The following is an 8,491-nucleotide window of genomic DNA, read 5'->3' on the forward strand; positions in this document are numbered from 1 at the left end:
CGAATCCTCCGGTGTGACGACGCAGTGGTCGTCGGTGGTCGAGGTGCTGCGCGGCACCGACAGCTGGACACCGTTCGTGGCGCCCAACGCCACCGCGGGCGCGGCACTGGTCACCGACTCGGTGGCAATCCTGGCGACCTGTCTGGTGGCCGCGGCCGGGCTGGCCGGGCTCGGGCTGGCCGGGATGCCGGCCCGTGGCCGGTTGGTGACGATGCTGCTGATCGGCATGGCGCTGCTGGGAGCCGGGTACAGCGGCGGGTTGGGTTCGCCGGTGGCGCAGCAGATTCAGGCGTTCCTGGACGCCGGTGGCGCACCGCTGCGCAACGTGCACAAGCTGGAGTCGTTGATCCGTATCCCGGTGGTGCTGGGGCTGGCCGAGCTGCTGGGCCGGGTTCCGCTGCCCGGCTCGGTACCGAAACCGGTGTGGCTCAACGCGTTCGCGCATCCGGAACGGGACAGGCGGTTCGCGGTCGGGATCGTGGTGCTGACGGCGCTGACGGCGGCCACGTCGCTGGCCTGGACCGGCCGGATCACCCCGCCCGGCACGTTCACCGCGATACCGCGGTACTGGCATGACGCCGCCGACTGGCTCACGGCGCACAACACGGGCTCGCCGATGCCCGGTCGGGTGCTGGTGGTTCCGGGAGCGCCGTTCGCGACCCAGTTGTGGGGCACCACTCACGACGAGCCGCTGCAGGTGCTCGGCGACAGCCCGTGGGGCGTGCGCGATTCGATTCCGCTGACGCCACCGCAGACCATTCGCGCGCTGGACTCGGTGCAACGCCTGCTCGCTGCCGGAACACCGTCCGCCGGGCTGGCCGATATGCTTGCGCGCCAAGGTATTTCGTATCTGGTGGTGCGCAACGATTTGGATCCGGAGACATCCCGGTCGGCGCGCCCGATCCTGGTCCATCGGGCGATCACCGGGTCGCCCCGGCTGCAGAAGGTCGCCGAATTCGGCGGCCCCGTCGGGACCGCTCCGGTAACGGGCTTTGTCAACGACAGCGGTCTGCGTCCGCGCTATCCTGCCGTCGAGATCTACCGCGTCGCCCTGCCCACCGTCGGCCCCTATCTGGTGGACGTCGACCAGTTGCCGCGCGTCGACGGTGGTCCGGAGGTGCTGCTTCGACTCGACGAACGCCGGCGGCTGTCCGGCCAGCCGCCGCTGGGTCCGGCGCTGCTGACCGCGGACGCGGTCGCGGCAGGCCTGCCGGTACCGGTTGCGATCGTGACCGACACCCCGCTGGCCCGCGAGACCGACTACGGCCGCGTCGACGATCATTCGTCGGCGATGCGTGCTCCCGGCGATACCCGGCACACCTTCAACCGGGTGCCCGACTACCCGAGCCCGGGTGCCCCAACCGTCTACGGCGCTTGGACCGGTGGCCGGCTGACGGCGTCGAGTTCGTCGTCCGACTCGACGGCGCTACCCGACGTCGCCACCGCCGCATCGCCCGCCGCGGCGATCGACGCCGATTCGGCGACGGCGTGGGTGTCCAACGCGCTGCAGTCGGCGGTCGGCCAATGGCTGCAGGTCGACTTCGACACCCCGGTGACCAACAGCGTCATCACCATCACCCCCAGCGCGACCACTGTCGGCGCCCAGGTCCGTCGCGTCGAGATCGAAACCGCCACCGGTACAACAACCCTGCGGTTCGACGAGGCGGGAAAACCCGTGACGGCGGCGCTGCCGTACGGGGAAACCCCGTGGGTGCGGATCACCGCGGTCGGCACCGATGACGGATCACCCGGAGTGCAGTTCGCGATCACCGGCTTATCCATCACCCAGTACGACGCCAAAGGCTTCGCGCATCCGGTCAACATCCGCCACACCGCACTGGTTCCTGCCCCGCCACCGAATACCACTGTCGCGCAGTGGGATTTAGGACGCGAGCCACTGGGCAGGCCGGGCTGCGCGAAGGGTCTGACCACCATGCATTGCGCGCCTTCGATGGCGTTGACCGTCGAATCGCCGGCCACCTTCAGTCGCACCCTGAGCGTGCCCACACCGATATCGGTGGTGCCGACGATCTGGGTTCGGGCTCGATCTGGACCGAAACTGGCCGATCTGGTTGCCGAACCGGGCACCACGCAGGCCCATGGCGATTCCGATTCGGTGGACATCCTCGGCGCGGCCTATGCCGCCACCGACGGCGACCCGAGCACCTCCTGGACGGCACCGCAGCGGGTGGTGCAGCACAAGGCGGCCCCGACGCTGACGCTCACCCTGCCGCGGCCCACCGAGGTCGCCGGTCTCCGCCTCACCCCCAGCTCGTCCGCGGTGCCCACCCACCCGAGCATGGTGGCCGTCGACCTCGGCGATGGGCCACAGGTCCGAGCGCTGGAACCAACTGGGCCGCAGACCATTTCGCTGCACCCACGGGTTACCGACACCGTCACGGTCAGCCTGCTGAACTGGAAGGACGTCATCGACCGAACCGCGGTGGGCTTCGACCAGCTCAAACCGCCCGGTTTGGCCGAGATCACGGCGCTGGACCCCGACGGCCGGCCGATCGCCGCCGCCGACGCCGGCCGTAACCGGCTTCGCGATATCACCGTCGACTGCGAGCACGGTCCGATCATCGCGATCGCCGGCCGATTCGTGCACACCGAAGTCCACGCCGGAGTCGGCGCCCTGCTCGACGGCGACCCGGTCCGCGCTCAGCCCTGCGATCAGCGGCCGATTGAGCTGCCCGCGGGTCAGCAGGAATTGGTGGTCAGCCCCGGACCGCAATTCGTGGTCGACGGCGCCGACCTGACCGGCCCCACCGCCATACCGTCCGCCGCTGCCACACCGGCGCACACCGGCACATGGGGGCCAGCCCGCCGCGAAGTGCAGGTGGCACACACGAGTACGGCACAGATGCTGGTCGTTCCGGAAAGTATCAATGCCGGTTGGGTGGCGCGCACCGGTGCGGGAAGACAGCTGAAGGCGTTGGCCGTCAACGGATGGCAGCAAGCCTGGATCGTTCCGCCCGGAACGTCGGGCACCGTCACTCTGACTTTTGCGCCCAACTCGCTGTATCGGGTCAGCCTGGCGGGCGGTCTGGCGCTGCTGCCACTGTTGGCTTTGCTGGCGTGGTGGCCGCCGCGACGCCGGCGGGAGGATTCCGCAGCGCAGCCGTGGTCACCCGGACTCTGGGCCGCTGTCCCGATGGTGGGTGCCGGCGTGGTGATCGCCGGATGGGCCGGGGCGGTGATCTTCGTTGTGGCGCTGGGCTTGCGCTGGGTGCTGCGCGGTCGACCGGAGCGGCGTGACACTGTCACACTGTGGCTGGGTGCCGGCGGGCTGATCTTGGCCGGTGCCGCCCTGTCCCGCCATCCGTGGCGTTCGGTCGACGGCTACGCAGGTCATTCGCCCTGGGTGCAATTGCTGGCACTGATCTCCCTTGCCGCGGTAGCGGCCTCGACGGTGACGCCGGACCCTGAGCGGTAGCGCTACAGCGTCTCGTCGAGCTCGCCGAGGCGGTCGGTCAGTCGCATATTTTCCGAGTAATCGACCGGACAGCAGATCAGCGACACCCCGTCATCGGCCAGCGCGGTCCGCAGGGTCGGCAGCAGCTCGTCGGCTGCAGAGATCCGATAGCCTTTCGCGCCAAAGCTTTCCGCGTACTTCACGATATCGGGATTTCCGAATTTCACGTAGTGATGCTCGCCGAGTTCGAGGTCCATCTCCCATTCGATCAGACCGTAGCCGCCGTCCTCCCAAATCAGCACGACCAGCGGTATCTGCTCACGCACGGCGGTCTCGATCTCCTGCGAATTCATCAGAAAGGCGCCGTCGCCGGCCACCGCCAGCACCTTGGCGTCCGGCTGCGCCAGCTTGACCCCGAGCGCACCAGGCAGCGCGAAACCCATGGTGGACAAGCCGTTCGAGAGTAGGCAGGTGTTGCGTTGGTACGTCGGATAGAGACGGGCCATCCACATCTTGGTGGCGCCGGTGTCGACCAGCACGACGTCGCTGCGGCCCAACGCGGCCCGGGTGTCGGCGACCACCCGCGCCGGCGCCAACGGATAGCGCGAATCCTGTTGTCCACGAGTGAATTCCTCGTCGAGCAGACCCGCGCCGGGGATGTCGGGGCCGGCCACGAAGACATGATCGTCCAACGCCTCGGTGAGCGCGTCGAGTGCGGCGCTGATATCTCCGATGATCCCGACATCGACCGAGTAGTGCGCATCGACCTCGGCCGGAAAGCGGTGGATGTGGATGATCTTCTTGTCGGCCTTCGGGTTGATGCGGACCGGGTCGAACTCCTGCAACTCATATCCCACTGCGAGAATCACATCGGCGTTGTCGAAGCCGAAGTTCACGTAGTCGTGCCGCATGAACCCCAGCGCCCCAATCGCGTTGGGATGGTCGTCGGGCATGACGCCTTTGCCGTGGAAGGTGCTGGCCACCGGGATGCCGAACTTCTCGGAGAACCGGACCAGGGCGTCGGTCGCGCCGGCGCGCGCGGCACCGTGGCCGGCCAGCACCACCGGGCGCTTGGCGTGACGCAGGATGTCGACGGCGCGCTCCACCTGGGCGAACGCCGGTGCCTCGGCACGGACGACGTTGCGCGGCAGGGGCCCTAGGTCATAGTCGGCTTCATCGGCATCGATGTGCTCGGGCACCGCGAGGTACACCGCGGCCGGGCGTTCGGTCTCGGCCAGCTTGAACGCTTTGCGGACCATCTCCGGAATCGCCTGGGCGGTCGGGATGCCAGCGGCCCACCGGGCGATCGGCGCGAACATCGACACCAGATCGACATACTGGTGCGATTCCTTGTACTGCCGGTTCTGGCCCTCCTGGGCCGAGATCGCGACCACCGGCGTGCTGTTGGTGGTGGCGTCGGCGACGCCGAGCTGCATGTTGATCGCCCCCGGACCCAGCGTCGACGACACCACCGCCGCCCGGCCGGTGACCCGGCCGTACATTTCGGCCATGAACGACGCCGCCTGCTCGTGCCGGGTGAGCACATAGCGGATGCGGGACGCGGCCAACGCCTGCACGAAGCGGATGTTCTCTTCTCCCGGCAGCCCGAATACCACCCCGACGCCCTCGTTTTCCAGGCACTTGACTATTAGCTCGGCAGCTTTGCTCATTGGCACCTCCGTTTGGGGAACGTTAGTGGCAGGGTAGGTGTTGAAGGATCCAACAACTATCGCAACCGAAGGATGTCAGCGTGCCCATCGCCACCGTCAACCCGGCCACCGGGGAGACAGTCAAAACCTTCACCCCTGCTACCGACGCCGAGGTCGAAGCCGCGATCGCCCGAGCCCACGAACGATTCCTGGACTACCGCCACAACACCACGTTTGCCCAGCGCGCCGAGTGGGCAAACGCCACGGCGGACCTGCTCGAAAAAGAAGCCGACGAGGTCGGCGCGATGATGACCCTGGAGATGGGTAAGACGCTCACGTCCGCCAAGGCCGAGGCGCTCAAGTGCGCCAAGGGTTTTCGGTACTACGCCGAGAACGCCGAGAAGCTGCTGGCCGACGAGCCCGCCGAAGCGTCGAAGGTCGGCGCGAAACGGGCCTACACCCGCTGGCAGCCGCTCGGCGTGGTGCTGGCCGTGATGCCGTGGAACTTCCCGCTGTGGCAGGCCGTCCGGTTCGCCGCGCCCGCGCTGATGGCCGGCAACGTCGGCCTGCTCAAGCACGCGTCCAACGTTCCGCAGTCGGCGCTGTATCTCTCCGACGTGATCGCGCGCGGCGGATTTCCGGAGAACTGTTTCCAAACACTGCTGGTGTCGTCCAGTGCGGTGGAAGCCATTCTGCGCGACCCTCGGGTGAAAGCGGCGACGCTCACCGGAAGCGAGCCGGCCGGCCAGTCCGTCGCCGCAATCTGCGGTGACGAGATCAAGCCGACCGTGATGGAACTCGGCGGCAGCGACCCGTTCATCGTGATGCCGTCGGTCGACCTGGAGGAAGCCGTCAAGACCGCCGTCACCGCCCGGGTGCAAAACAACGGCCAGTCCTGCATCGCGGCCAAGCGATTCATCGTGCACACCGACATCTACGACGCGTTCGTCGACAAGTTTGTGGAGAAGATGGCCGCGCTCAAGGTCGGCGACCCGACCGATCCGGACACCGATGTGGGTCCACTGGCCACCGAGTCCGGCCGCGACGAGATCGCCCAGCAGGTAGCCGAGGCCGTCGCCGCGGGCGCGAAGGTCCGCCTGGGCGGCAAGGTGCCCGACCAGCCCGGCTGGTTCTACCCGCCGACGGTGGTCACCGACATCACCAAGGACATGGCGCTCTACACCGAAGAGGTGTTCGGCCCGGTCGCCTCGATGTACCGCGCGTCGGGCATCGACGAGGCGATCGAGATCGCCAATGCCACCACGTTCGGTCTCGGTTCCAACGCGTGGACCAACGACGAGGCCGAGCAGGAGCGGTTCATCGACGACATCGAGGCCGGCCAGGTGTTCATCAACGGGATGACGGTGTCCTACCCCGAGCTCGGGTTCGGCGGTGTCAAGCGATCCGGCTACGGGCGTGAACTCGCGAACCTCGGCATCCGCGCGTTCTGCAACGCCAAAACCGTCTGGGTGGGCTAGAAACCGTACGCGTTGAGATCGACGCTGGCGCGGGACCTTCTCGACCTTTCCCGCGCTGGCGTCGATCTCGACGAAACTAGACGGCCGCGAGTGCCTTCTCGTCCTCCTCGGCGAAGGTGTCTTCCAGTTGCACCGGGGAGTAGTCGACGTCGATCTCGCCGAGCGGGCGGCCGCGGGCGCTGCTGATCGTGCCGAACCTGCGCATGCCCTTGTCGGCGGCGTACTGCATCATTTCGTCCTGCACCAGATCGAACGGCGGCACGTCGAACAGGGCGAACCCCTGCGCTGTCGCGTCGAGGGCGATCGGCATCAACTCGTTCATCCGGTTCTCGAACACCGTCCAGTTGGTGTCGTCGGCGGCGATATGACGGCGGCAGGTGAAGGTGCCCCACGCCATGTGCCGACGCTCGTCGTCACCGATGCGGCGCACCAATTCCTGCATCCCCGGCAGTATTCCGCGTGTCACGCAAATCTTGTGCCAGGCGTAGTAGCCGGTGAGCGCCAACATGCCCTCGACGACATGGTTGTAGGTGACCGACGCCCGGATCTGGGCCGCCGGTGAGGCGTCCGAGGACAGGGCGTTGAGACAGTCCGGCAGTTCGTCGTAGAACATCGTCCGGTACGCCGGCAGCGGCTCGAGGTAGCCCTGCAGGTCCTCGGTCATCCCGACCGCATCAAGCCAGAGCCGGAACACCTGGGTGTGCTTGGCCTCTTCGAAAGCGAACTGGGTCAAATACATCTCATCGCCCAGCCGTCCTTCTTGGCGCATCGCGGACATGAACGGCTGGATGTCCTCGGTGACCGCTTCCTCGCCGGCGATGAACTGCGCGCACAGCCGGGTGGCGAAATCACGTTCGTCGTCGTTGAGTTTCTCCCAGTCGGCGCGGTCACGGGAGAAGTCGATATCGGCGGGATTCCAGAATTTCGCGTTGCCGCCGGCAAAGAGCTTGAGCGGCAAGCTGTCCCAGCTGAGCCCACCGGCCTTGAGCGAATTCGAACCAATGCGTGTCATCAGAGCTCCTCAGATCTTATGCGGTACGAACACTTTTGCTGTCTAGGGAAACGAAGGCGGCTGACAGGACCGCGACCAGGCGGCGCACCGCCAGGGCCGGCTGCTCCGGGCTGGGCTCGTCCAGACCCAGGATCGGATCCAGCCCGCGCATGTACGGCGCCAACGCCAGATGCGGAAAGATCAACAGCAGCAACGACATCAACGCTTCGGTGTCGGCGTCCTTGCGGAAGTCGCCGCGCAGTTGCGCCTCGCGCACCAGTGGCCGCAGCACTTCCAGATAGTGGCGATGGATGACGCTGCGCACGCTGACCCGGGCGTCGGTGTCGACTTCCAGGCTGGCCGCCGCGTGCAGTGAACGTTCGTGCGGGTGCTCGGCGAAATAGGCGATCCAGACGTCGAGCCAGTCGGTCAGGAAATCGAAGAACGGCCGACTCGGGTCCAGGTCACCGATCCGGGCCTCCATGTAGGCCCGGACCCGTTGGCTCGCGACGTCGGTGACGTACGCGTACAGGTCGCGCTTGTCGGCAAAGTATTGGAACAAACTGCCTTTGGCCACGCCTGCCCGTCGCGCGATCACATTCAGGCTGCCGCCGGAAAAGCCGTGCGCACCGAACTCCGCTTCCGCGGCTTCGATCACCGCTGCGCGGCGCGCGGGGTCGACGCGAGCCCAGGTGACCGTCGGCATTCGCCCCTCCTCGCGTCAGTGACCAGTGGTCATTCTACTGTGAGTGGCGTCACAGTCAAGGGCTGTGTTCGTCGCCCGCGGTCCCGAGACGGCCGTTACGCTGACCGGTGTTCGACCGGCCCGCCCCAACCCGGGAGAGTTCACCACCGTGACCACACTTTCAGAGCGCGTGCAGACCGCCGTCGACGCCGACGCAGCTCGCCTGGTCGAGCTGTTCAAAGACCTGCACCGCCATCCCGAACTGGGGTTCGC

General features: G+C 67.1%; 5 protein-coding genes and 1 pseudogene. 3 read left to right on the forward strand and 3 right to left on the reverse strand.

Annotation, left to right across the window (positions count from 1 at the left end; translation table 11 throughout):
- Positions 1-3,436 (forward strand): alpha-(1->3)-arabinofuranosyltransferase domain-containing protein (locus tag AC2VOU_RS07965; RefSeq protein ID WP_486956881.1); only part of this gene is annotated, 3,436 nt, incomplete at its 5' end.
- Positions 3,437-3,438: 2 nt separating this feature from the next.
- On the opposite strand, the gene AC2VOU_RS07970 is transcribed toward AC2VOU_RS07965, so the two are convergent.
- Positions 3,439-5,085, reverse strand: coding sequence for an acetolactate synthase large subunit (locus AC2VOU_RS07970; RefSeq protein ID WP_486956882.1), 1,647 nt, complete (start codon positions 5,083-5,085; stop codon positions 3,439-3,441).
- Positions 5,086-5,165: 80 nt separating this feature from the next.
- On the opposite strand from AC2VOU_RS07970, the gene AC2VOU_RS07975 reads away from it, so the two are divergent.
- Positions 5,166-6,542: an NADP-dependent succinic semialdehyde dehydrogenase gene (locus tag AC2VOU_RS07975; protein ID WP_486956883.1), complete on the forward strand. Its 1,377-nt coding sequence runs from the start codon at positions 5,166-5,168 to the stop codon at positions 6,540-6,542.
- A gap of 76 nt (positions 6,543-6,618) precedes the next feature.
- On the opposite strand, the gene AC2VOU_RS07980 is transcribed toward AC2VOU_RS07975, so the two are convergent.
- Positions 6,619-7,554 (reverse strand): R2-like ligand-binding oxidase, encoded by a 936-nt coding sequence (locus AC2VOU_RS07980; RefSeq protein WP_486956884.1) that lies wholly within the window; start codon positions 7,552-7,554, stop codon positions 6,619-6,621.
- 16 nt (positions 7,555-7,570) lie between these two features.
- Positions 7,571-8,239: a TetR/AcrR family transcriptional regulator gene (locus tag AC2VOU_RS07985; protein WP_486956885.1), complete on the reverse strand. Its 669-nt coding sequence runs from the start codon at positions 8,237-8,239 to the stop codon at positions 7,571-7,573.
- A gap of 43 nt (positions 8,240-8,282) precedes the next feature.
- Here AC2VOU_RS07985 and AC2VOU_RS07990 point away from each other — a divergent pair.
- Positions 8,283-8,491, forward strand: a pseudogene (locus tag AC2VOU_RS07990) (hypothetical protein); the annotation flags it as partial.

The organism is Mycobacterium sp. TH-M25 (assembly GCF_057473665.1).

Coding starts and splice junctions, on each gene's coding strand:
- AC2VOU_RS07980 (WP_486956884.1), bottom strand. CDS start 7,554: ATGACACGCATTGGTTCGAATTCGCTCAAGGCCGGTGGGCTCAGCTGG.
- AC2VOU_RS07985 (WP_486956885.1), bottom strand. CDS start 8,239: ATGCCGACGGTCACCTGGGCTCGCGTCGACCCCGCGCGCCGCGCAGCG.
- AC2VOU_RS07970 (WP_486956882.1), bottom strand. CDS start 5,085: ATGAGCAAAGCTGCCGAGCTAATAGTCAAGTGCCTGGAAAACGAGGGC.